This is a genomic window from Pantoea sp. S18, assembly GCF_045689705.1.
Lineage (GTDB): Bacteria > Pseudomonadota > Gammaproteobacteria > Enterobacterales > Enterobacteriaceae > Pantoea > Pantoea symbiotica.
The window spans coordinates 72,523-95,593 of sequence record NZ_CP142689.1; the positions used below are offsets into that span (position 1 = coordinate 72,523).

Here is a 23,071-nt window from a genome sequence, read left to right on the forward strand (position 1 = left end):
GTCCTGCTCATTAATGTTAGTACCATTTCACTCTACAGGTTTACCTTTTTTTAATGTTGAGCTCTAGGTTTTTCTTTTCTGTAAGGAAGAAGAATATGTCATACGCTGCCTATGTTAAAAATATCAATGCGCTGGCTAATATCATGACACTTACACCAGAGCAAAAAATAGAGAAGTTATATAGTTATGCAAATGGATACAAAGAAGGGCGTTGCCAATGGTATTGGCGAGGTATTGCCAGAAAAAGAAGAGCGGCATTTTTATTGCTGATAATGGTGTTCGCTCTAGTGATATTGGCCACATTTATACAAGCGGTGGTGGTTAATTATTATCATGGAGATGTAGGTGAACAGTTTTTTCTTAGCCAACTTGCCTTTGGTTTATTCGCTATGTCCATAGTTTTGCTTTTGATTGATAAAGTTTTCGGTTGGACTAGCGGGTGGGTAAGATATATTAAAACTGTGCTGGATGTTGAAATAATCCATAACGATTTCACTTCAAAATGGATAGCTAACAATTCTTTGAATGAACATAACTTTGACACATGTTATCAAAATGCTCTCAAGTTGGTAAAAGATTTTATTCAATCAGTAGATGGTTTTCAGAAGCGTGAAACTGATGAATGGTCAATGCAGTTTGGCGATAGTTTAAACCAGCTAGGGGCTATGCTTAAAGCAAATCAGCAAGAGAATAGTCAAAGCTCATCAGTACAGAACGGAAACAGCCAGCAAGAAAAATGGGATGGTATGATCTTGTCGGGTGCTATTAATATTCATATAACTACTTCATCATCACAAAAAATGATTAAAGTTTTAATGAAAAAAGGAACGAGAACCATTAATGAGAAAGAGTTTAGTGCTGGTTGCTGGGGTGTAACGGATATTGCACCAGATATTTATTTGTTAGAGATTTGTGATGGCTTAAATTCAATTCATTCACAGGCGGTTAAAATATGCCCAGGGGAAGTGTTACGGGTTGATTTCTCTATATAAACATAACTGGAGGAATTATGAATATTATTCTTGGTCCTGTATTGAGTCTCAGAAAAGTGGATGTTAATTTTTTTTATGTTTCTGCACTTCTTGTTGTTCCCATTGATCAAAACGAGATTGATTGCACACTGAGCAACGGTGTAGTTGAGCAGATTATAAAATTAGCCAGTTTGCCATTTAGCAATCCTATATGGGATGTAATAAGACTGGATTTTAACGTGCCATTATTAGGTGTTCCGCAAACAATTAGCTATGCGATCGAAAGTAACAACTGGCAGTTTGAGTTACCCGCGTTAGGGCAAAGTCCGGCTATTGCTTATGTGTCTTGTAATGGCTTTTCAGATGCTAAAAAGATGAAGGATGTCGGTGACATTACCAATCGCTGGAATGATCTTTACATCACTCATAAATCAAGGCCCTATCATATTCTTATGATGGGTGGCGATCAGGTATATACGGATGGTTTATGGCAGCAAGTTAAATCAATATTTGAGTGGAATGTCAGCTTTGCTCTTGATCGCTGGCATAAACCCTTCACGAAAAAGATGAAAGAAGAACTAGATGTCTTTTTATGCAACCTTTATTTGAAAGCTTGGGCTTCGCCGGCAATAAGCAATGCCATGTCAGCAATCCCAAGTATTATGATGTGGGACGACCATGATATTTTTGACGGTTGGGGGTCCTATCCTACGGCATTGCACAATAGTGACATTTATCAGGGAATATTCGCCTTGGCAGAGCAATATTTTCGCGTGCTCCAACTACAATTAGCTGCAACAGGTGATGAGAATCACCCTTCAGCATTGCCTGGATGTACAAACTACAATCTTGGTTTTTCGCCTATTGGTAAAATATCTATTCTGGTGGCAGATTTGCGCAAAGAGCGACAGCCAGAACCGATGCAAATTATGTCAGAGTACAACTGGAAATTATTTTATCAGTATCTTAATGCTCTTCCCGAAAATGGTCATGTGTTGCTGCAATCCAGTATACCAGTGGCTTATCTTAACCTGAATAATCTTGCCAAATTACTCAAGGTTCTACCTGGACGAAATGAACTCGAAGATGATTTACGAGATCACTGGCGGGATGACGCTCACCGGGGGGAAAGGATTCGCCTAGTGCACAATCTACTTGATTTCTCGCGGATTCATAAAAGTCGCGTCACAATTCTTTCTGGAGACGTGCATGTTGCGGCAAGTGCAGTTATTGAATCCTCACGTTATCCTAATTCAGGATTTGCTACGAGAGTAAACCAGCTGATCTCAACTGGTGTTGTTCATCCGGCCCCGCCGGCTATCGCTCGTTATATTCTAGAAAGTAATGCAGATAAAGTCGATATTATCGACTCTGGAATAACTGCAAATATGCTACCCATCGCTTCAGACGGTGGTTATTTAATCGGCGAAAGGAATTGGCTGGCTATTGAACCAGACGATAAGAACCGTTTATGGGCAAATTGGCATGTTGAATTTGCTAAACAATTAACAACTAGAGTCATTCATCCTTATGGGGATGAAATAAACTAACTTTTTCAGGAGGTGTGCATGTTATTTATAACTAATCGTTCTCCGCAAGGATCATTTGTTACAGACCCCGGCCGCGATTTTATTTTTGATCTGTTAGATAATACTCCTTCAGCCTCGATATATTATTGCCAGAGAGATAGATTGCATAACAGAGACATCGAACTGGGAAGCGATAATTTTCTTCAGGCAATAGAGACATCGCAGGTCAAATCAATTTTGTTCTATCTGCATGGATTCAGGAACTTGCCCGAAGACGTTTTCACTGCAGCCCAGTTAGTACAAAATCTCTGTGATACTCTTGCATCCTTTAAGATCATGGTTATTCCTTTAATCTGGCCCTGTTGTGGCGAGAAAGGAATCATCCACCGTTATTATGATGACCGTGATGCGGCAAACGATAGCGGAAGTTCCTTTTCACGTGTTATTCAGAGATTTCTTGACTGGGGAAGAGGGCGTACGACAGCATGCAAAAAGATAAACCTGCTGGCGCATTCGATGGGAAACCGGGTGCTATGCGCGACGCTGAATAACTGGTATAAATCTTCAATAGATCGGAGGCGTTTATTTGATTTTACTTTCATGGTTGCACCTGATCTGGAAAGTAATGCACTGGAAATTAATGAACCTGCCGAAATAATTTGCGAGGTCACTCGCGATGTAATGCTCTATCATGCGCGAGATGATCTTGCTCTTAAAGCAAGCAAATTAGTGAATTCTGACGCATTACCACGATTAGGAAGCTTGGGACCTGCCTATCTGACACGTATTCCTCATAATGTGACGGTAATTAATTGCGGTAATGTCAATCAACCTGCGGATAGCCTCATTGGTCATAGTTATTTTGAGTCATTAGCGGATGATGCGACCAAACCCAGCCTTGTGATTCAGCATATTATTGATTGCATGATAAAAGGTGAAATCGTTCAGGATCCATTTTCTTAATTGAAGAATCATATGTTTTAGCCTAGGCGATTTGTCTGGGCCATGTCACGATACCTCGATGACACAAAAGCGAAAAAAATGATATTATTCATGCCAGATGGTAACACAACCCCCCACTTTATAGTGGTATATATAATCCCTCATTTAACAAAAACTATCCTTCAGCCGCTCTTCAGCGCACATTTTTTTAGGCGCAAATTTTTGTCTTCCAGTTCTTTCATGCGGCTCATAAGTGCGGCATCCATACTACTAAATTTTACCCGTCATTTATAAAAGCTGCTGCTGTTGACGCCGTGCTCTTGGCACAGTTCTGGCATCGGCGTAACCGCCTCAACATGTGTGAAAATGGCAATGATCTGACTGCCAGTAAAATTGAACTATGCATAGGAATACCCTGTGTTTGTAAGTATCCCTGCCAAACGCACAATCAATTTTTAGATGGCCTCTTGCACTCTTACTTCCGCTCCTGGCACAAAAAGGACAACTGCATTGGGCAGAGTCCTCCTTGAAATCGAAAGCAGCCTCTACTTAGGTCAGCATTAATCGGTCGCCATGAATGGCGACCCTACGGTTATATGGCGGGATTTTCGTAGGGTGCGCATTTATGCGCACCTGGAATATCACATACGTGAGCGGCCACAGGTCTACAAGACTCAAGCATGTAAATCAATCACCACTTTCCCGACATGCCCGGCGGATTGCAGGTAACGATACGCCTCCTGAACGTCAGTAAAACCAAAAACACGGTCAACTTCAGGTTGGATTGCGCTGGTTTCAATCGCTCTGACTGCAGCACGAAGATCGGACGTCGAGCCGGTATTATTACCGACGATATTCAACATTTTCTGCATAATTGGCAGCACCGGCACGTTAAGCTCTTCACCGCCAATAAAGCCAATCACAAATATGGTTCCGTTATAGGCGGCGGCATTAATTGATTTGGCAAAGGTCGAGGCGCCCACCGATTCCAGCACCAGATCTGCGCCATGATTATTCGTCAACTTGAGCACCTGTTGATCCCAATCGGGCTGTTCGCGATAGTTAATCCCTTCATCCGCACCCAGAGCTTTCACTCTGGCCAGTTTCTCGTTGGAAGAGGACAGAATAATCACCCGTGCGCCCGCCGCTTTGGCGTATTGCAGCGCAAACAGACTTACACCTCCGGTGCCGAGCAGCAAAACCGTACTGCCGGGCTGAATTTTAGCGCGCACGATGGCGTTCCAGGCCGTAGTGGCAGCGATAGGTAAAGTCGCGGCTTGCTGCCAGGTAAGAAAATCAGGGATACGCACCAGCGACTCGGCGGGGACAACGGCATATTCTGCCAGCCCGCCATTGGTCGTAACACCGCGCAATGCGTGATGATGATCGGGGCCTAACGCACCAGCATGCCAGCGGTACATCATGCCCGGCACCACGCGAGCGCCGATTTGCCAACTGCTCACGCCCGCACCCAACTCGACAATCTCTCCAGCACTGTCTGCACCCGGAATAAGAGGCTGTGCGATGGCGCCGAACTTACCTGTAGCCAGTGCCAAATCAAGGTAGTTTAGGCTGACGGCATGTTGCCGAATCACCACCTCACCATAGTTAGGTTGTGGGCGCGGTAATTCGCAGATATTTAGGCTGTCGATTGTTGGGGCAGTTAACTGAATGGCTTGCATAACGTTCTCCTGTTTACTAAGTGCAGTCAGTGTGCGGTAAAACAGACGCTATAATGGATGCCAAAACCAAATGACCGTTGCGCGGGGTGCAATAATGCAAGAGGACGATTTTCGCCAACGCGAAGCCTTTTTGGCGGTAGTGCGTGCGGGCAGTTTTAGCGCGGGTGCCCGTGCGTTGGGTCGTGATGTTTCAGTAATTTCCCGTCGTATCGCTGCGTTAGAGAAACGGTTAGGGATTCGCCTGATTGAACGCACTACGCGTCGCATTCGACCGACGGAAGAGGGCCGGCGCTATCGACAAAAAATTGAACTGGCAGACGAACTGCTGCGTGAAGCTGAAGAGGAAGCCCGCGCTTTGGCAGCACGTCCAGCGGGGACGATTCGCTTAACGGTGCCCGCATCTTTTGGACGACGCTGGGTCGCCCAGGCGCTGCCGGGCTTTTTAAAGGCTTATCCCGATATTCGCATTGTGCTGCACTGCAGCGATCGTTACGTCGATTTACTCGGTGACAATTTCGATATGGCTATCCGCATTGGTGTCCTCACGGATAACCGGCTTATTGCGCGAAAGCTGGCGGATACCAGCCGCATATTGTGCGTTGCGCCGTCATATCTGGATCACCATCCAGCGCTCACGCATCCACAGGACCTGCGTAAGCACGATTGTCTGGGATTCACACCAATGCACAGTTGGCCAGAGTGGCGACTGGAAAAAGAGGGCCAGCAGATAGCGGTGCCGGTGCAAACACGTTATGAAAGTGATGAGATGGATGCGTTGATACTGGCCGCTCAATCTGGCATGGGCGTAGCGCTGGCTGCCAACTGGCTGGTGCAAAAAGAACTGGCAGAAGGCACGTTAGTGCCGGTGCTAACGGATTGGCAGGCGATAGGGGAAGACGGTGTCTGGTTGATGAAACCTTCCAGCCAATTGCAGTCAGCGAAGATCAGTGCGTTAACGGAGTGGCTGGTGGAGTGGTTTGCTGTTCCACGCTGGTAGTTCGTTCCCACCAAGAGATTGCTGTAATTACTGGCGGGATCCAGCAGAACTGATGCCTAAAGGGCATCCGATCACTCTGTAAATCTCAGTAATAACCTGCTTCGTTGCCTGTTCGATTGTTCCTTCATTACGGCATAAAACCCAGCCGTGTTCTGTAACGGCATGCTCGAACGCCTGGGTACAAGCAACATGTTCTTCCAGCTGATGAATCACCGTACTACTTAACCCACGCGTTCTGGCCGCGGCCCTTGCCCACGAAATCTCAGGCGCAGTAACAACCCCGACATGCAGGTCCGGCGTTTGCACGTTTCGTTCAATATTGAGCTGTAAAATCTCTGCAAAGGGAACCATCTGGCGAAACGCGGCCTCCGACGGGTACCAGCGATCCATCAAAATTATGCTGTCCGGTGGCTGCTTAGTCAGCACATGTTGGGAAATCCATGCACGGCTATCAGCAAAGCGCTGACAAACTTCCAACTCTAAATCCCGGGATGGATTTCTGGCGAGCCGGTTCACAAGGGCCATTGTTTCTTTTCTGTAGGGATCGCTGTTTTTCTCGCTAAGTCGGATCACTTTGATGTTATCGGCCCTGAGTTCTTTCGTAATGGCTTCCAGAAGCGTGGTTTTACCGACGCCCTTAGGCCCATCCAGTGAAACAAACAACGGACGACTCATAATTGAAATGACGGTTGATATACCGTACGTGTAAAAATCAAATCTGGTATGAGCATGTTATTTCCTTCTTATTTAAATTTTAGACAACAAAAAACCCGCACTAAGCGGGTTTCTTTTATTATCAGCGGTTCTTATCTGCTCAGACTATTGTCTTCATCGCTATTGTAAGCGTCGCGGATAATGGGCGCGGCTTACAGCGGAGTTACGTTGCCCGCTGCTGGGCCTTTGGCGCCATTTTCAATGGTGAAGGAAACTTGCTGACCTTCATCAAGCGTTTTGTAGTTGTCGCTCTGGATAGCAGAAAAGTGGACGAATACGTCCTTGCTGCCATCGTTTGGAGTGATAAAGCCAAAACCTTTATCAGAGTTAAACCATTTTACTAAACCAGTCATTTTGTTAGACATAGATAATTCCTTATTTGATGAGCCACTAAATTGCGGCGAATTTGGCCTGAAGTGAAAGATTTACTTATTGGGCACTTAGGAGGAGGCTCTCGAAGAAGGATATCTGTGGATAACACTTGAACTGAGGACTGCTTTACTAAAACTGCTTTCATAAGGTCTGTGTTCCAAACCGGTGATGCATTAAGACATAGCGGTAATAATTTAGCAACGAATAAGTTTAATTATTTTAACCGTTTAAAGACCTGGATGGCTGAACGGCTGCTAAATTCTGTCGATCATTTTCCACATGCCACCAAACACGCCGTTCAGGTTTTTATTCCCCACTTCGGAAAGATGATTATCGTCGCGATACAGCGGCACATCATCTTTGGCACCGTAGCAGAAGTCGTTGTCGCAGAATCCCAGGGTTGCATCAAGCAAGGCGACATTTGGCGATTGAGCCGCGATATTGTTGAGCATCGCCAGCGTCTCCTGATTGTGAGATTGATACTCTGCGCGCGTTTGCTGAACGGCCAGCGCTTTGCCGCGCATTGCATCGCGCGACATGCGATAGATCACGTCGTAACCGAACTCAGGAACCGGCGTCATAATAAACACGCGACGATGTGTGGCGAGCTGTTTCACCGCCGCACCGAAATGCTGCTGATAGGCAGCGATGGAGCTTACGTCATTGATAAATGAGTATTTAGGCGTATTGCTGCCGCTGCCATAATCGCCATGTAGATAGAAGGATAAGCGGTTAATAATCAGCACCGACGCACGGGGATATTTCCGTTCGATATCCGCGATGGCATTCTTCACAAAGCCACCGCAATCGGGGCTGGCACTGCGATGGATATCCGGTACAGATGGGCATCCGGATTGCGCGATAAACACCACTGAATCCTCCGCTCTGGCGCTGCCGACAATCGAAGACAACATCGCGGCGGCGTGGCTATCGCCCAATACCACCAGATTAACCTGGCTGGCATTGCCGAAAACGCATTGCGGAGACGTGGTGCCACTGAACACAAAGCAGTTTTCGCCGCGCACAAATCGCTCCAGTGAATACTGTTTGATGGTGGCGACCACTTGCGGCGCGCGCGAGGGAAATCCTGCTTTTGCCACAATCAGCACGCCCATAAGCAGCACCAACGCGGTTTGTCCCAGCGTCACGTAGGTTTTGCCACTCAGCCAGCCGTGTTTGTTCTCAACCAGAACGTATGACGCCCAACCGGCGGCGAGTGACAGCAGAATCAGCATCGCCTGGCTAACCTGCGTGATTGGCCAATCGGCCAGATGCCAGAACACCCAAAGCGGCCAGTGCCACAGATAGATCGAATACGAGGTTTTACCGATGTGCTGCACCATTCGGTTGTTGAACCAGATGCTGTTTTGCACGTTGGCATGGATGATCATTGCGGTCAGCAACACTGGAATCAGCGTCATGATGCCCGGCCAGGCCGTGCTTTCATCAAACAACAGCGCACAGACAATCAGCCCAATAATGGCGAGCAGCGGAACCGCGCGTTGGCCGCTAAGCGCGGTTTTTGGTGCCAGATAGACCAATCCGCCTGCCAGCATCTCCCACGCACGGGTTGGCAACAGATAATAAGTCGCGGTGAGATGGAAATTGGTTGCCACCATTGCCAGCACCAGCCCAAATGAAAGCAGCGCGGCGATGCCCATCGCCCAGGCAAACTGCTGGCGCAGGAAACGTGCCGTAAACATCAGCGCCAGCGGTAACAGCAAATAGAACTGCCACTCAACGCTTAATGACCAGGTATGCAGCAACCATTTATATACCGAGCCGGTTTCGAAATAGCCGCCCTGTTTGAAATAGACCACATTGGAAATAAAACTCAAACTGGAGACGGCATGCTCCGCCATTTTCTTATATTCATCCGGCGGCATCAGGAAATAGCCCACCAGCATTAATATCAGACACAGCACCATTAACGGCGGGATAATGCGGCGGCAGCGCGCAGCATAAAATCCCAATAAAGAGAAGTTCTGCTTATTGAGACGCGTCAGAATTATCCCCGTCATTAAGTACCCGGAGATGACAAAGAACACATCCACACCGAGGAAACCCCCGCTGACGCTGGAGAATCCGAAGTGATAAAGGATAACCAGCATCACAGCATAGGCGCGTAGCCCATTAATATCGGTGCGGAAATTCATGAGGCGTTATCCACGCAGAAGAATATAAGAAACAATGTAAGGATTGTGAAAATATGAATCAACAGATGTGAAAGCCATCACTTTCGGCGGATTTAACAAGCATGGAACTGCTTGCCGGGTCATTAATCTTATTTTTCAATAATCAGAATAACTATTTCAGCGGCTTATAAATACACTCTTTTTTAAACAGCTGATTTTTAAAATTAGAAACCACACTTAATATTCAGAATAGACCGCACGCTTCTTTTTCTAAAGACGCAGTAAAAAAATGGCTCAGCAGTTGCCAAAGGTAATGCGCGGCAGCTGTTCCAAGCAGGCAAATGGCTGCGCTTTGTCGCGCCGGTCATCGCCGTGTGGTTTGTTATCTGCGAGGTGATGCTACTGATTGGCGTGGCGATTAAGTTGGGCCGTTCTGATAACAATTGGGGAAGCCTGAAATGGGCTTCCTCGCAACTTCGCATAGCAATTATCGAAACATCTGATCTACTGGTTCAACTCTTGTAACAGTCGCGTGTTCATATACAACTTCTCGCGCCCGTAACTCAGTTCCTCAAGCACACCGATCTCGACGAGTTGCTTAAGATAAGCAGAGGCCGTCTGACGTTTTGCCACCCCGCGATCTACCAGGTTTTCAATGCGGCAGTAAGGTTGAGCGAAGAGCACCTGCAGCAGTTCATGGGTATACACTTTGGGTAACTTCTCACGAACATACTCGGTGACTTCAGCCATAAGCGCGCGAATTAGAGCGATTTTTTTGGTTGTCCATCGGGCGGTATTCTCCACGGCTTCCAGCATAAACAATATCCAGGATTCCCAATCTTCTTCAGCAGTCACTCCGCGCAGGAGAGAGTAATAATCGTCCCGTCTTTCCAGAATGAAACGTGAAAGATAGAGAATTGGTAGCGACAGTAATTCAGTCTGGATCAAATACAGGATATTCAGGATGCGGCCGGTTCGGCCATTACCGTCCGGGAACGGGTGGATGCACTCAAACTGGTAGTGTGAAATAGCCATTTTGACCAACGGATCGAGATCATCCTCACCATGTATAAAGCGTTCCCAATTCGCCATTAAGTCACGAATGGCGGTTTCACCCACGGGCGGCGTGTAAACAACATCGTTATTCTGATCGCGGAGCACCGTGCCTGGCGTTTTACGAATATCTGTCTGAACGGCTCGCAGTTTGGTGCAGATCGCTATTGCCGTGTTGGTGCACAAAGGATGCGTCTCCAGATGGGTATAACCATTGTAGAGTGCGGTGCGATAGCGGAGTGCTTCCTTGGTTGCCGGATTAGCATTCTCTTCTCGATCGGCGTACTGAAACAGCTGGTCGCTGGTTGTGACGATGTTCTCAATACGTGATGAATCCTTCGCTTCCATCAGCGGGAGGATGTTGATAAGTAAACCCTGATCCGGGATCAATTCCCCTGCAGTTTTCAGCTCGGCTATTGCCGCGCGAGCAGTAATACATGCTTTGAGTACCTTACGTGTTTCAATGCGCTCGAGTTCCGGCGGCAACAGAGGAAGGTCGTTGAAAGGGGTTTCAGCTTTCCAGGTCATATGTTTAAAAAAACCATTTTTATCGACATATAGTCATAATATGTCGATGGCATCGACATGTCACGGCGTTATGTTTAAAAAAACGCATTTTATCGACATATGCGCTTAACGTGTCGATGGCGTAAACATGTTGAGGCGACATGTTTAGAAAACTCGATTTTATCGACATATCCCTTTTACGTTCTTTTGGGTGAAAACGCGAGCACAGCTAATCCAGCATTAGCCCTTCCAGGTCATTTCCTATAGCAATAACAAGCAACTATAATCTAACCGAATAAGTGGCTTGATCTGCCTTTTGAGCAAATCAGCTTTTCCACTCCTTTTCCTGGCGGTGAATTTCAGAGGCATACATGATGCGAACTCTTCAGGCGGCCTGGTTGCTTACTCTGGCCCTGTTTGTCTGTCCCGCCTCGGCGAACAACTCGCTCAGCGATGGCTGGGAGTGGCTAAAGCAGGACGTTTCACAAACCTGGCAGGAACCGCAGTATTACGACCTCTATTTGCCTTTCATTAGCTGGCATGCCCGCTTCGCCTACGATAAAGAGAAAACCGATAACTACAATGAAACGCCGTGGGGCGGCGGGTTTGGCGTCTCGCGTATTAACGAAGACGGCAACTGGAGCGCGCTCTATGCCATGGCGTTTAAAGATTCCCATAACAAATGGCAGCCGATCGTGGGTTATGGCTGGGAGAAAGGCTGGTATCTGGATCAAGCGCAAGATTTCCGTCTCGGTCTTGGGCTAACCGCCGGGATTACCGCGCGCGATGACTTTGCCAATTACGTGCCGCTGCCGATTGTTTTGCCGCTGTTCTCCGCCGGTTATAAACATTTCAACGTGCAGTTCACCTACATTCCTGGCACGTACAATAACGGTAACGTGCTGTTCGCCTGGGTACGCTATGCCTTCTGATTCCGCCAACGCGTTGCACAAAGACCGCATCAGCAAAGTCCTTAAGCGCATTGCTTTAGGTGTGTTGATTTTGCTGGTGATGTTCCTGGTGATCCGTGGTTATCAATCCGAACAAGGGCCGCCACTGCATCGCTGGCATACGTGGTCGGCGGATGAAATGTCGGTGGATGAGATCGATCGCGCCAGCTTCGCGGATTATCTGACGCGTGAAGCGGCCATTTTCCACGACATGAAAATCAACGTGACCGATCAACTCAGTGACGATGAGAAAACGGCACTCAACCGCTTCAACGCACAAAGCCCGGTGTATCCAGCGCGATTTAATACCGACTGGAATCGCTCTTATATCCTCGAGCCAGAGGGTGAAGTGAAAGGCGCGGTGGTACTGTTGCATGGATTAACCGACTCGCCCTACAGCATGCGCTATCTGGCGCAGGCGTATCAGCAGAAGGGATTTGTGGCGGTGGTGCCGCGACTGCCGGGACACGGCACGGCGCCCGGTTCGCTCACTAAAGTTGACTGGCAAATGTGGATGGCGGCAACCCGCTTAGCGGTGCGGGAAGCGACGCGCCTGGCGGGCAGCAAGGTGCCTTTGCATCTGGTTGGATACTCGAACGGCGGTGCACTGGCGGTGAAATACAGCCTTGATACGCTGCAGAACAACGCGCTGCGCAAGCCGCAACAGTTGGTATTGCTGTCGCCGATGATTGGCGTCACCGCTTATGCACGCTTTGCCGGATTAGCCGGCTGGCCCGCCATCATTCCCGGCTTCGCCAAAGCGGCGTGGCTGAGCATCATCCCGGAATACAATCCCTTTAAATACAACTCGTTTCCGGTGCGCGCGGCGCGTCAATCGTGGCTGCTGACTCAGGCGATGCAGGATCAGCTGCTGCATGTGATTCGCGGCGGCACCATGTCGGCGTTTCCGCCAGTGCTGACTTTCCAGTCGGTGCTGGATTCCACCGTCAGCACCCGCGCGGTGGTCAATGCGTTCTATCGCTATTTACCGGATAACGGCAGTGAACTGGTGATGTTCGACGTCAATCAGGCCGCGAACTTACGCGCGCTGTTCAGGCCAGCGCTCTATTCGGCGGTCAATGATTTGTTGCCGCCTGCGCCGCGCCGCTATGCTTCAACGGTGATCACCAACGCATCACCGACCACTTATCAAACCGTGGCGCGCATGACGCCGGCGGATCAGACGCAAGAGATCGTGCGTTCGATGCATGAAGCCTGGCCGCAGGATACCTATTCGTTATCGCACATTGCCGTGCCGTTCCCGCTCAGCGACTCGCTGTATGGCCGCGAGCCAACGGAGAAGAATCGTTATGGCATTAGCTTCGGTACCATCTCGCTGCGCGGTGAAACCGCCAGCCTGATCGTTGGGCTGGATACGCTGATGCGCAACACATCCAATCCGTTTTTTGATTACATGATGCTGAAAATTAAGGGGCGCATTGATTGCAGCAGCCAGCCCAATCTGCCGGCTTGCTTTACAGCGTTATAACTTTTTTCAGCCAGCCGCTGGCGAGGATCAATTTGGAGAGCAGCACCGAAGCGGCGAAGGTCACGGCAATCAGCGTCAGTTTGGTCGCCAGCGAGGTGATTGGAATCAGCGCGGTGAGCAGATGGAAAACCGAGTAGTGCAGGATATAGACGCCGGTCATGGTTTTGCTGATGGTCGCCAGAATGGTCTCTTTGACCACCGCATTGCGGCGAAAGCGCACCTGGCTGGCGGCGATCACCAGCACCACCACCAGCAGATAGATCTGCGAACCGGTGAGAATAAAGGCGTTGCGATCGGCTTTGAATAACGCAAAGAAGAAGTGCTGCTCATAAAACCAGGTAAACAGGTAGATAAAGGGCAGGGCGATCACCGCGCCGTGCGCCACCTTTTTACGCTCCATCCAGTCATTAATCAGCGGATCGCACAGCAGCTGGCCGGTTAAATAAAACAGCAGCCAGGTCCAAAGCCGATATTGCGGCTCAAGCCGGAACAGCGGATCCTCCGGATGCAGCACCGCCAGCAAATCGTAGCCATACGAAAAGGCTAACAGCGCAAACACCAGCCCAATGAACGCGCGCCGATGCTGGCTCAGCCAGAGCATTAGCGGGTGAAAGCTGTAGATGATGATAAACGAGAAGACGAACCACGGCTGAATCAAGTAGCCACGCTGATAAGGCTCCCACAGGTAATAGACTGTCATCCAGAACAGAAACACGATCACCAGATTGCGAATCTTGCCCATCTGCCAGTTTACGTCCTGCTCGGAACGGGCATCCATAATCCCGGCGACGACAAAAAACAGCGGCGTGGCGATGGTGGAGATAAAGGTCAGAAACGCCAGAATCCAGTGATAATCGTAATCGTAGCGATCCCAGGTGTTATACACGGTAAAAAACGTCACCGCCGTCATACATCCCAGCGTTTTAATCACGTTGAGGCCGGTCACATTCATGACGCAATCGCCACCTGTTGACGATGGAAGCAGGCGTAAATCACCGGCAGCACCAGCAGCGTTAGCACCGTGGCAAAGCCCAGACCAAACATGATCACCACCGCCATGCTCTGGAAGAACACATCGCGCAGCAGCGGCGCCAGCCCGAGCACGGTGGTAAAGGCGGTGAGCAGAATAGGGCGCAGACGCGAAGTGGCGGCGTAGATGATCGCTTCAGCCTGCGGCTTCAACAGCTTCTGCTGTTCGATCTCTTCGACCAGCACAATGCCATTACGAATCAACATGCCGCTCAGACTCAGCAGGCCGATTAGCGCCATAAAGCCGAACGGAATCCCGGTGATCAAAAAGCCCGGCGTCACGCCAATCAGCGCCAGCGGCACCGTCAGCCAGATAGCGATGGCGTTTTTCAGCGAGCTGAACATCAGCACGGTGATCACGAACATCACCAGATAACCCAGCGGCAGCGAGGTAAACACGCCTTGCTGCGCTTCACTGGAGCTCTCCGCATCGCCGCCCCATTCAATGCTGTAACCGTGCGGCAGCGGGATTTGCTCAATCTGCGGCTTCACGCGCGCCACAATATCCCCCGAAGTATCGTTACTGAGCGGATTCGGGTCGGTTTGCACGGTGAGCACGCGGCTGCGATCGCGGCGCAGAATCAGCGGATCTTCCCATTGCAGCGCAAAGCCGCTTACCACGTTGCTGAGCGGGATGTACTGCTGCTGGCTCTGGCTCCAAACCAGCACGTTATTGAGATGATTAGCGTCCTGCCGTTCACTGGCCGGTGGCCGCACGATTACCGGCAGCAGGTCAGCGCCTTCACGGTACAGCCCAACGCGGCTGCCAGTGAAATTCATCTCCAGAGCGTTATCCACGTCCTGTTTATCGACGCCCAGCTCGCGGCCCAGCGCCAGATTGAACTGCGGGCGAATCACCTTGCTGCGGTTTTGCCAGTCATTGCGCACGGTGTCAGTGGCGGGATCGGCGGTGAGGATGTCGCCAACCTGGCTGGCGATCAGGCGCATTCTGTCGGGATCGGGACCTTTAATCCGCACCTCAATTGCGCTGCCGCCTGAAGGGCCAAACATCACCCGTTTGGTGCTGGCGTTCACCTGCGGATACTGGCGCGCAATGTAGGCATCAATACGGTGTGACAGCGCGGCGATATTGCGCTGATCGTCCATGCGCACCATGATTTGCGCATAGTTGCTGTACTGGCGTTGCCCGTTGTAGGTGAGGATAAAGCGCATGCTGCCCTGGCCGATGGTGGTGACGGTGGACACCACGCCTTTTTGACCGGTGATCGATTTTTCAATGTCGCTGGCCATCTGCTCGGTGGCGTTGATGTCGGTGCCGTACGGCAGCCAGAGATCGACGAAGAAGATCGGCGTATTGGCCGAAGGGAAAAAGTTTTGCCGTACCGATCCAAAGCCCCAAATCGCCAGCGCCAGCAGCACCGCCATCAGCGCAAGCGTGACAGTTTTTTGCCTGAGCAGCACCTTGAGCATGCGCTGATAGAGACGATAAAAACCGCCGCTATAAGGCGAAACCTCAGCCTCAACTTTGGTAGCTGCCTGCGCTTTAAACAACCACCATTTGATCAGCACCGGCGTGATGGTCAGCGCCGAGAACCAGCTCAGCAGCAGGGAAATCAGCAATACCTGGAACAGCGATTTACAGTACTCGCCGGTGGAATCCTGCGAAAGACCAATTGGCGCAAACGCCAGAATGGCGATAATGGTCGCGCCCAGCAGCGGGAAGGCGGTGCGGCGAATGACAAAGTTGATGGTGGTCATCAGCGGCGAATTTTGCTGACGCGCGATCAGCACGCCTTCGACAATCACAATCGCATTATCCACCAGCATGCTAAGCGCGATAATCAGCGCACCCAGCGAGATGCGCTGCAACTCAATGCCGCACAGATACATGATCAGCAGCGTGCCCAGCACATTCAACGCCAGCGATAGCGCGATAATAATGCCGCTGCGCACGCCCATAAAAATCAGTAACACGCCAACCACAATCGCCAGCGCCATCAGGAAGTTAGCAATAAAGCCGTTAACCGAATGCGCCACTTCCGCTGCCTGATCGTAGAACACGTTGATCTGGATGCCCGCCGGTTTTTCCGCCGACATCTGTTGCAGTTTGGCCTCCAGCGCGCGCCCGACATCAATCACATTCACGCCGGGAATAAACGAAATGCCCATGGTAACCGCCGGACGTCCGCTGGCGTGGTAAATGCTGGCGGGCGATTCACTTAACCCGCGCGACAGCGTAGCAATATCGCGCAAGCGGGTGGTGGCGTGATCGCCCGGTGCGCTGACCAGCAAGTCGCCTAACTCTTCAATGTTCTGAAACTCGCCGGTCGGATGCAGACGGATCGATTCCGTGCCGGCTTTGATGTCGCCAGCATTAGAAACCACGTTGAGGCGGCTCAGCACGCTGGCGAGTTGCGGCAGCGAAATGCCGCGCGCGGCCATCATCGTCAGGGAAACATCGATATTAATTTGCTGCGGGATCACGCCGCCCAGCGCCACTTTACCGACGCCGGGCACCAGCACCAGTTCACGACGCAGCTGTTCGGCGTATTGCACCAGTTCCGGATTGCTGAAGTTGTCGCCCGAAATGGCGAAGAAGAAACCAAACACATCGCCAAAATCATCGTTAACGAACGGCGCGGCCACGCCGGGAGGAAAGAAACGCGCTGCATCGCCGACTCTGCGCCGCAGTTCATCCCAGATTTGCGGCAACTGGTTTGAGTGGTAACGCGAGTCAATGTTCACTGTAATCTGCGACAGTCCGTTGGACGAGATGGAGCTGACATTGTCCAGATAAGGCAACTGCTGCAGCGCATTTTCCAGTGGTAAAGTGACTTCCTCTTCCACCTGCTGAGCAGACGCGCCGGGATAGTGGGTGACAACCACCGCCGTTTTAATGGTAAACGCCGGATCCTCAAGACGACCAATATTGAGCAGAGCAAAAATACCGCCGACGCCCAATAACAGAATCGCCAGCCAGACGCGGACCGGATTATCGATAAACTGCCGGGAGATATCCATTACAGCCCCCGCTCACGCGTCCAGATGCGTACCGGTTGTTGAGCATGTAACTCGTTGACGCCAGCCGCGACCACGCGCTCACCGGCATGCAGCCCGTCGGTGATCACCACGCCGCGATCGGTCACTTCACCGACGCTGACTTTACGATCTTCTAACGTCAACTGCTCGCCGCTGCCTTGCACCACCCAAACATGCGGTTCATTGCGCTGGCTGTTATCGGGATTGAACACCGCTTCCACCGGCACCACCAGCGATTCGCGGTTCACGTTGGCGGGCAGATTGGCGAGGTTAATCGTCACCGTGCCACTGACGCCGCCCACCGCCGGGAAATCGTCCGGACGTGGCATGGTTAAAATGATCTGCCAGGTCAGCGAGTTGGTGTTACTGCTGTTGGTGTGCTCTTTGTAATCGGCCTGGAATTCGCGGTCTGGCAGCGAGTTGATGCGCACCACCGGGCGATAGCTCAGATTGCGCATATCCAGCGCGGTAAACAGGTTTTCCGGCACGCTGAACACCACGTCGAGCAGATCGTTGCGGGTTAAAGTGGCGATGGTCTGTCCAGCGGCGACCACCTGATGGTTGCGAACATTGACGACGGCGGCCACGCCAGTGAACGGCGCAGTCAGCGTCATTTGGCTGAGCTCTTCACGGGCGATCTGTAGCGCAGCATTCGCCGCATCGCGGTTGGCACGCTGCACGTCCATTTCTGCCTTTGAAATCGCCTGACGACCGGAAAGCGTTTGGAAGCGGTCAAATTGCCGTTGGGCGAGAGTGGCGGCGGTTTGGCGTTCATTGACGCGCTGCTGTGCTTCACGCGCCGTTAACCTGGCGATGAGCTGGCCCTGCTCAATGCGGTTGCCCTGGCGAATATCCAGCGATTCAATTTGCCCTGCACGTTTAAACGACAAATCGGTGGAATCGCCGGACTCAATGCGTGCCGGGAAGATGCGTTGTTGAGATTCGCCGGAAGCCATAACCTCAACGACTTTAACCATGCGCGGCGGTGGCGTGACTTCCTGTGTTTTTTGATCGCAACCAGTTGTTATAAATATAACAATGGCAACCAGCGTAATATAACGAGTCACTGTTTTATCCTCAGCAACAACGAATCCATTGTTGGCATTATTTGAGTGGATAATTTAATTACCAAGCATAGAAACAACCGCGTAAGTGAATAGCCCTACGGCGGAGCAGGTAACAATTGCAATGACAACATAAAGACTCAGACGGAGCAGGCTATAACCATACATCGTTGCCTCCATTAACCATGACCACAGAAAAACTGCGCCATCGCCCTAAAAGGTGAGAAGTATTAACGGGATGTTTTTGTTATCGATGAGCATAGACGCAGATGTCAAAAAAAGTAAAGGCAGATAGCTTGTAATATTTCTGATGAAATAAATAGCATTTAAATTCATGGTATTTCAAATATAGAGATTTAAACACCACAAATGCAGTATAAAATACTTACGTAAAGCAACCTCATTATTTGATCAAAAACGCCCAGCCTTATGAATTATCACACTATATTTTTATTATTCTCAGTGATCGGATTAGTCTGATGAGATAATTGCGTTCCGCCTCGTGACTTTTATTGAGAAATGAATGTGTTGAATATCCCTGTGCTACGTTTATAGCGTTCATTTTTCAAAATACTTTCAAATTCGTATAGATAATACGGCTGCTCCACTGCCGCTGAGCAGCGATTAATTACATATATTTCAATCTGAAACGGACCACTTCTCTAGCTGAGTAAGTCAGGTCTGATCTTTTCGTTCAATGGCGACTTGTTAATCACGGGATATCACCGCCTTGATTTCCGAAACAGGATTTGAGGAGAAAGCGATGAATACTGCTAAACCGGAAAGTACCTATTATCAACTTTCTGTCGATGAAACGCTGGCCAGTACGCAAAGTTCCAGCGAGGGAATCAGTAGTGCTGAAGCGGCGGCGCGCTTAACACAGTACGGGGAAAATGCTCTGCCACAGAAACCCGGCAAGCCGGTTTGGCTGCGTTTTCTCGCCCACTTTAACGATGTTCTCATCTATGTTCTGCTCGCCGCCGCGCTGCTGACTGCCGTAATGGGACACTGGGTCGATACGCTGGTGATCCTTGGTGTCGCGGTGGTGAATGCCCTGATTGGACACATTCAGGAGAGCAACGCGGAAAAATCCCTGCAAAGTATTCGCAATATGCTCTCCAGCGAAACGGTGGTGATCCGCGCGGGTAATCACGAAACGCTGCCTACCACCGCGCTGGTGCCGGGTGATGTGGTGGTGATCCGCGCCGGCGACCGTATTCCGGCGGATCTGCGCGTGATTGAGGCACATAACCTGCGCGTTGAAGAAGCGATTCTGACCGGCGAATCCACCGTGGTCGAGAAGGGCACGGACGCGTTGACCGGAGAGCTGCCGCTCGGCGACCGCACCAATCTGCTGTTCTCCGGCACCACCGTGAGTTCGGGCGGCGGTAAAGGGCTGGTGATCGCCACCGGCGGCGCCACGGAACTTGGCCACATCAACCAGATGATGTCCGATATCGAAAAGCACCGCACGCCGCTATTGGTGCAGATGGATAAACTCGGCAAAGCCATTTTCCTGATCATCCTGGCGATGATGGCCGCGCTGTTTGTCTTCAGTTTGCTGTTCCGCGACATGCCGGTTTCTGAGCTGATGCTGTCACTGATCAGCCTCGCCGTGGCATCGGTTCCTGAAGGATTACCGGCGATTATCTCGATCATTCTGTCGCTTGGCGTGCAAACCATGGCGAAACAGCAGGCGATCATCCGCAAGCTGCCGACCGTGGAAACGCTGGGCGCGATGACGGTGATCTGCTCGGATAAAACCGGCACGCTGACCATGAATGAAATGACGGTGAAAGCGATTATCACCGCCGATCAAATCTACCGCGTTGATGGCGTCAGCTATGAACCGGTCGGCGCCATCCATAAAGCTGATGACGCGGTTCCGGTGAAAGTGGCGCAAGGCTCGATCCTGGAGCGCTATCTGCGCACCATCGATCTGTGTAACGACAGCCAGCTGATCAAAGATGAAAACGGCCTGTGGAAAATCACCGGCGGCCCTACGGAAGGTGCGCTCAAGGTGCTGGCCGCCAAAGGGCAATTACCCTCAGTGACCACCGAACTGCGCAATAAAATCCCCTTCGATTCGCAATACAAATACATGTCGACGCACTATCTGATCGGCGATGAAGAGTGCGTATTGCTGACCGGCGCGCCGGACGTGCTGTTCAGACATTGCCAGCAGCAGCAAACCGAAGCCGGGCTGCAACCGATCGATCTGGCGTGGTGGGAAGCCAAAATTGAAGAGTATGCGCGCGAGGGATTACGCATGGTGGCGGCGGCCTGGAAACCGGCCACGCCAGGACAAAGTGAACTGACGCATCAGGATCTGCAGCAGGGCATGATTCTGCTCGGCATCGCCGGGATGATGGATCCACCGCGACCGGAAGCCATCACCGCGATTGGCGACTGCCTGCAAGCCGGGATTCGCGTCAAGATGATCACCGGCGACCATCCACAAACCGCGATGAGTATTGGGCAGATGCTGGGGATCGGCAACGCCAGTACTGCCATTACCGGACGTGAATTGGAAGTAATGGATGATCATCAACTCGGCGAGGCGGCGCAGGCCTACGACATCTTTGCCCGTACCAGCCCGGAAGATAAGTTCCGTTTGGTGCAGGCGCTACAGAGCAAGAAAGAAGTGGTCGGGATGACCGGCGATGGCGTTAACGATGCGCCTGCGCTGAAGCAGGCCGATGTCGGTATCGCCATGGGGATTAAAGGCACCGAAGTGACCAAAGAAGCCGCCGATATGGTGTTAACCGACGACAACTTCGCCACCATTGCCAGCGCAGTGCGTGAAGGGCGGCGAGTGTATGACAACCTGAAAAAGACCATTTTGTTCATCATGCCAACCAACCTCGCGCAGGGCTTGCTGATCATCATTGCCTTGCTGGCGGGTAACTTAATTCCGCTGACGCCGGTGTTGATTCTGTGGATGAACATGGCGACCTCCGCCACGCTCTCTTTCGGCCTGGCATTTGAAGCGGGTGAACCCAACATCATGCGTCGTCCGCCGCGCGATCCCAAACTGCACGTGATGGATGGTTTCGCCATCTGGCGCGTGATTTTTGTTGGTTCGATGATCGCCATCAGCGCCTTCGTACTGGAAGCCTGGCTGCAACCGCGCGGCTATTCGCCGGAATTTATTCGTACGGTGTTATTACAAACGCTGGTGACGGCGCAATGGTTCTATATGTTGAACTGCCGTGTGTCCGACGGCTTCTCACTCAGCAAAGGTTTGCTGATGAATAAAGGCATCTGGATTGTTAGCGGCGTGCTGCTGGTCCTGCAATTGCTGATTATTTACGCGCCCTTTATGCAGCTGCTGTTTGGTACCACCGCGCTACCGTTACGCTACTGGATTATTACCCTGATCATTGGCTTCGTGATGTTTTTAATTGTCGAAATCGAAAAACCATTAACGCGGAGATTCAGAATCAATTAATAGCGCGTGACATTCAGGCCGGAGTAATCGCGGCCTGAATGTTTTTCGTCACTTGACCTCAAACAAGGCCCAACGCACAGGTTTTTCTCTATAATACATTTTGTATAGGATGAAGGATCTTAATGATGGGATTGAACGAGTTTCCTTTATGGTCAAGACTTTTGCGCGTACTGTTAATTCTCGCCACGCTGACCATAATTCTCACCGGTATTTATCTGGCATCGGCGTTAATTAATCAGGTGATGCTGTCGCTGTTTCTGGCGATAATGCTCGACCCATTAATCAGTCGGCTGGAAAGAAAACGCGTGCCGCGTTTGCTCTCATCCCTGCTGGTGATTGTGCTGCTGTTACTGGTGATTGTGTTCACCATCATCAAACTCACGGTATTAACCCCCGATTTAATCCAGCTGAGCCGCCAGGCGCCGCAGCTACTGGCCGAACGCTTCGAGCCGGTGACGCAGACGTTTAGTCATCTGGGCATTGTGTTGACGCCCAACGACATGCTGGCGTTTGTCGATGCAGGTGCGGTTGTGCGTTTTGTCACTGGTTTCCTCACGCAAATTCCCAGCATTCTTTCCTGGTGGCTGATGGTCTTTCTGATGCTGTTTTTCATGCTGTATGAAATGAAAAATTTGAAAACCCTGTTACGCAAACAGGCCGAAGGGAAATATCAGCGCTATTACGTGGCGCTCGAAGAGGGCGTGCAAAGTGTGATCGTTTATGCCCAGGTAAAAACCCTGACCAGTATTGTCGGCGGCATTATTGTCTGGGCAGGCGCGCATCTTCTCGGCCTGAAGTTCGCCTTTTTCTGGGGCGTATTGATGTTTGTCTTCAACTATATTCCGGTGCTGGGTTCCTTTATGGCGGCGATCCCGCCAGTGCTGCAAAGTTATATGCTGTACGATATCCAAACCGCATTGGTGGTTGCGCTGTTCTTTGTGGCGCTGAATTTAATACTGAGTTCAGTGATTGAGCCGTTATTATTGGGAAAACGACTAAATATGGCGCTCACTACCCAGCTGCTGGCGTTTCTTATCTGGCAGTCGTTGTTGGGTATTATCGGCGCGATTCTGGCGATTCCACTGACCTTTATGTTGAAAAAGATATTTCTGGCGAGCGCTGGGAATGAAACGCAGGGAGAGCATTTTTCAAAAAGGTCGCCATAAATGGCGACCCTACGAACACC

The 23,071-nt window shown here is 50.6% G+C and carries 16 protein-coding genes and 1 pseudogene; 8 read left to right on the forward strand and 9 right to left on the reverse strand.

Annotated elements, in window-relative coordinates; genetic code table 11:
• Window positions 1-95 precede the first annotated feature (95 nt).
• From VIJ98_RS20365 to VIJ98_RS20375, 3 genes are read left to right on the forward strand one after another with little or no spacing between them, the layout of a single operon-like run.
• A complete protein-coding gene (locus tag VIJ98_RS20365; protein ID WP_323271266.1) occupies window positions 96-992 on the forward strand; it encodes an SLATT domain-containing protein in 897 nt (298 codons plus the stop codon).
• A 17-nt stretch (window positions 993-1,009) separates the two neighbouring features.
• Window positions 1,010-2,521 carry an alkaline phosphatase D family protein gene (locus VIJ98_RS20370; protein ID WP_323271267.1) on the forward strand — a complete coding sequence of 504 codons (1,512 nt, stop codon included), beginning with the start codon at window positions 1,010-1,012 and terminating at the stop codon, window positions 2,519-2,521.
• Window positions 2,522-2,539: 18 nt separating this feature from the next.
• A complete protein-coding gene (locus VIJ98_RS20375; protein WP_323271269.1) occupies window positions 2,540-3,463 on the forward strand; it encodes an alpha/beta hydrolase in 924 nt (307 codons plus the stop codon).
• A 159-nt stretch (window positions 3,464-3,622) separates the two neighbouring features.
• Here VIJ98_RS20375 and VIJ98_RS20380 read toward each other — a convergent pair.
• A pseudogene (locus VIJ98_RS20380) lies at window positions 3,623-3,819 on the reverse strand (transposase); the annotation flags it as partial.
• 297 nt (window positions 3,820-4,116) lie between these two features.
• A complete protein-coding gene (locus tag VIJ98_RS20385) occupies window positions 4,117-5,124 on the reverse strand; it encodes an NAD(P)-dependent alcohol dehydrogenase (RefSeq protein WP_323271271.1) in 1,008 nt (335 codons plus the stop codon).
• A gap of 94 nt (window positions 5,125-5,218) precedes the next feature.
• Here VIJ98_RS20385 and VIJ98_RS20390 point away from each other — a divergent pair, with 94 nt between their 5' ends.
• Window positions 5,219-6,121, forward strand: coding sequence for a LysR family transcriptional regulator (locus VIJ98_RS20390; RefSeq protein ID WP_154156690.1), 903 nt, complete (start codon window positions 5,219-5,221; stop codon window positions 6,119-6,121).
• Between the two features lie 27 nt (window positions 6,122-6,148).
• Here VIJ98_RS20390 and VIJ98_RS20395 read toward each other — a convergent pair whose 3' ends face one another.
• From VIJ98_RS20395 to fic, 4 genes are all read right to left on the reverse strand, one after another.
• Window positions 6,149-6,796, reverse strand: a complete 648-nt coding sequence (locus tag VIJ98_RS20395) for a dTMP kinase (protein ID WP_154156691.1) — start codon at window positions 6,794-6,796, stop codon at window positions 6,149-6,151.
• Window positions 6,797-6,987: 191 nt separating this feature from the next.
• Window positions 6,988-7,200, reverse strand: coding sequence for an RNA chaperone/antiterminator CspA (gene cspA, locus VIJ98_RS20400; RefSeq protein WP_007885867.1), 213 nt, complete (start codon window positions 7,198-7,200; stop codon window positions 6,988-6,990).
• Window positions 7,201-7,461: 261 nt separating this feature from the next.
• Window positions 7,462-9,363, reverse strand: a complete 1,902-nt coding sequence (locus VIJ98_RS20405) for an acyltransferase family protein (protein WP_323271272.1) — start codon at window positions 9,361-9,363, stop codon at window positions 7,462-7,464.
• A 483-nt stretch (window positions 9,364-9,846) separates the two neighbouring features.
• Window positions 9,847-10,923: a protein adenylyltransferase Fic gene (fic, locus tag VIJ98_RS20410; RefSeq protein WP_154156693.1), complete on the reverse strand. Its 1,077-nt coding sequence runs from the start codon at window positions 10,921-10,923 to the stop codon at window positions 9,847-9,849.
• Window positions 10,924-11,276: 353 nt separating this feature from the next.
• Here fic and pagP point away from each other — a divergent pair, with 353 nt between their 5' ends.
• Together pagP and VIJ98_RS20420 are read left to right on the forward strand one after the other, a co-directional pair.
• Window positions 11,277-11,834 carry a lipid IV(A) palmitoyltransferase PagP gene (gene pagP, locus VIJ98_RS20415; protein WP_407330505.1) on the forward strand — a complete coding sequence of 186 codons (558 nt, stop codon included), beginning with the start codon at window positions 11,277-11,279 and terminating at the stop codon, window positions 11,832-11,834.
• Window positions 11,824-13,341 (forward strand): alpha/beta hydrolase, encoded by a 1,518-nt coding sequence (locus tag VIJ98_RS20420; protein WP_323271274.1) that lies wholly within the window; start codon window positions 11,824-11,826, stop codon window positions 13,339-13,341. The genes pagP and VIJ98_RS20420 overlap by 11 nt, the downstream gene beginning before the upstream one ends.
• Here the strand turns inward: VIJ98_RS20420 and VIJ98_RS20425 are convergent.
• The 3 genes from VIJ98_RS20425 to VIJ98_RS20435 are packed head-to-tail and all read right to left on the reverse strand — an operon-like array spanning window position 13,328 to window position 18,437.
• Entirely contained in the window at window positions 13,328-14,293 is a 966-nt protein-coding gene (locus VIJ98_RS20425; protein WP_323271275.1) for an acyltransferase family protein, read from the reverse strand. The genes VIJ98_RS20420 and VIJ98_RS20425 overlap by 14 nt on opposite strands.
• Window positions 14,290-17,352 carry an efflux RND transporter permease subunit gene (locus VIJ98_RS20430; protein WP_323271276.1) on the reverse strand — a complete coding sequence of 1,021 codons (3,063 nt, stop codon included), beginning with the start codon at window positions 17,350-17,352 and terminating at the stop codon, window positions 14,290-14,292. Before VIJ98_RS20430 ends, VIJ98_RS20425 begins: the two co-directional genes overlap by 4 nt.
• Entirely contained in the window at window positions 17,352-18,437 is a 1,086-nt protein-coding gene (locus VIJ98_RS20435) for an efflux RND transporter periplasmic adaptor subunit (protein WP_323271277.1), read from the reverse strand. Before VIJ98_RS20435 ends, VIJ98_RS20430 begins: the two co-directional genes overlap by 1 nt.
• A 760-nt stretch (window positions 18,438-19,197) precedes the next feature.
• Between VIJ98_RS20435 and VIJ98_RS20440 the strand changes: the two genes are divergently transcribed.
• Both VIJ98_RS20440 and VIJ98_RS20445 read left to right on the forward strand, forming a co-directional pair.
• Window positions 19,198-21,885, forward strand: a complete 2,688-nt coding sequence (locus VIJ98_RS20440; protein WP_323271278.1) for a cation-transporting P-type ATPase — start codon at window positions 19,198-19,200, stop codon at window positions 21,883-21,885.
• A 125-nt stretch (window positions 21,886-22,010) separates the two neighbouring features.
• Window positions 22,011-23,051, forward strand: a complete 1,041-nt coding sequence (locus tag VIJ98_RS20445) for an AI-2E family transporter (protein WP_154156833.1) — start codon at window positions 22,011-22,013, stop codon at window positions 23,049-23,051.
• The last annotated feature ends 20 nt before the right edge of the window (window positions 23,052-23,071 follow it).